This window comes from Paraglaciecola sp. 20A4 (assembly GCF_011378905.1).
Classification (GTDB): domain Bacteria; phylum Pseudomonadota; class Gammaproteobacteria; order Enterobacterales; family Alteromonadaceae; genus Paraglaciecola.
The window spans coordinates 1-2,472 of record NZ_WTPY01000063.1 but is presented as its reverse complement, the minus strand read 5'-3'; the positions used below and the strand labels follow the sequence as shown (position 1 = coordinate 2,472).

The following is a 2,472-nucleotide window of genomic DNA, read 5'->3' as shown; positions in this document are numbered from 1 at the left end:
AATGACTCATCGGATTTTGAACGGTTCTGAGGATCGGTCAACCGATCGCTAAAATATTTCTTAACTGATCGGCATTAACCTTAATCGGGTGGCTTTTTTCGTTGTGCGCGAAAAAATACCTAGGACAATCGATATTGGCGGAAGAGACTGCCAGACTCCCAATAAAGAAAGGGCTATCCTTAATCGCGCCGCGACCGAGGTAGCCTTTTTTTTAGCGTCTGGAATAATGTCGTCCCAATACGCGGTATCCGATACGCGAGTAGCACAGGACGCCCGTACACTGACAGTGTCAATATAATGGGTCGCCAACTTTCCTAAAGATGGGGTATATCTGGCTTACAGAGCAAGTCACCACCGGGACGCCAATGCAAATTAACGCCTAAGCAGCTTAAAGCGTTAGCCAATTATATTGAACAGTTCAGTCAGTCAGATACGGGTGGGCGCCTGCAAGCGTCTGATGTACAAAAATTCTTAGCTGATAAATTCGAAGTCACTTACCAAATATCCAATATTTATCGTATGATGCATGAGTTAGGTTTTTCATGGATCACCAGTCGTTCAAAACATCCTAAGCAATCACAATTAGCCCAAGACGAGTTTAAAAAAATTCGAAATTGAATTAATAAATAGGATCCCAGGGCATATGTCGCTGGACCGAGTAGATATTTGGTTTCAGGATGAAGCCAGGTTTGGCCAGCAGATTACAACAACGCGTAAATGGGCAAGCACAGGCAGTCGCCCTTGTGTAGTCAAGCAACAGCAATTTGAGTATGTCTATTTATTTGCAGCAGTATGCCCAGCAACAGGTGAAACTGAAGCATTGATAGCACCTTGGGTTAACAAAGAGATAATGCAACAACATCTTGATTTGAAATCCAAACGTAAGGCGTCCGAAAGACATGCGGTGGTGATTATGGATAGTGCAGGTTGGCATACAGATGATATCGCCAAGGATTTCACTAACATGAGCATTATAAAACGCCCACCCTAGTCGCCTGAGTTAAATTCAATAGAGCAAGTATGGACTTGGCTCCGCCAGCATCATTTAGCCAATCGCTGTTTTAATGGATACAGTGACATAGTTAATGCATGCTCAGATGCATGGAACCTCTTCGTGGCCGATATCAAACACGTAAAAACACTGTGCGCCCGAAGCTGGAGTAATATGGTCAGTTAATTAATGTAATTGGCATTAGGTTTTTCATGGATCACCAGTCGTTCAAAACATCCTAAGCAATCACAATTAGCCCAAGACGAGTTTAAAAAAATTCGAAATTGAATTAATAAATAGGATCCCAGGGCATATGTCGCTGGACCGGGTACATATTTGGTTTCAGGATGAAGCCAGGTTTGGCCAGCAGATTACAACAACGCGTAAATGGGCAAGCACAGGCAGTCGGCCTCGTGTAGTCAAGCAACAGCAATTTGAGTATGTCTATTTATTTGCAGCAGTATGCCCAGCAACAGGTGAAACTGAAGCATTGATAGCACCTTGGGTTAACAAAGAGATAATTCAACAACATCTTGATTTGATATGTAAACGTACGGCGTCCGAAAGACATGCGGTAGTGATCATAGATGGTGTAGGTTGGCATACAGATGATATCGCCAAGAATTTCACTAACCTGAGTATTATAAAACGCCCAGCATATTCGCCATAGTTAAATCCAATAGAACAAGTATGGAGTTGGCTCCGCCAGCACCCTTTAGCCAATCGCTGTTTTGATGGATACAGTGACATTGTGAATGCATGCTCAGATGCGTCGAATCACTTTTTAGCAGATATCCAACAAGTGAAGAAATTGTGTGCTCGAAGCTGGGTTCATATGGTTAGTTAATTAATGTGATTGGTATTACTTTATCCTCGAGTTATGTTCTCCATTCGTAGGCTGATTCTACAGAGTCGTATATTTGTATAACATTTGTAGTTATCAATGTAGTTACCGAATCTATAATACGCATGTTTACGGTCCCCATTAATTCACTTTTAAATAATAAGATATTTATACGCTGCGTTGTCATCGTCATAATAGTGGCCAGTTAATAGGTATCCTTGCCCAGACTGATTACTCTATTTGGTATAAAGCTGAGCATTTTTGCTGCTTTATCACTGACCAAATATAGCGTTTGCTTGAGTAAGCCGCATGCTATTAGGTTTATATTCAATCATTTTCCGTTAATACGCATAACATATCTGACACTGATGTCAGAGAATAGTCTTCAATTTGAAGCGAAATGTTTCAATTTTAGACAGATCGCGCACAAAACCAGCATTCAAACATTTTTATTAAATAAAGGGTTGCGCTGTCAGTTTGGATCTCTATAATGCGCCTCTCGCTTCGGGACAGCCGCTAAAACAGCTGCACCGACACTGGGTTTACCCAGGTAATTGCGTACTCTTCGGAGTCAAGTGGTTAGCGTGATGCAGGCCAGTTTAGTTTGCAGATTCAGTTTGAGATTAACGTCAAAAAT

General features: G+C 41.7%; 2 pseudogenes. Both read left to right on the top strand.

From position 1 onward, the window contains the following. Nucleotides 1-405: 405 nt before the first annotated feature. Nucleotides 406-1,177: pseudogene (locus tag GQS54_RS23390) on the top strand (IS630 family transposase); the annotation flags it as partial. 15 nt (nucleotides 1,178-1,192) lie between these two features. Then, nucleotides 1,193-1,838 (top strand): annotated as a pseudogene (locus GQS54_RS23385) (IS630 family transposase); the annotation flags it as partial. Between the last annotated feature and the right edge of the window lie 634 nt (nucleotides 1,839-2,472).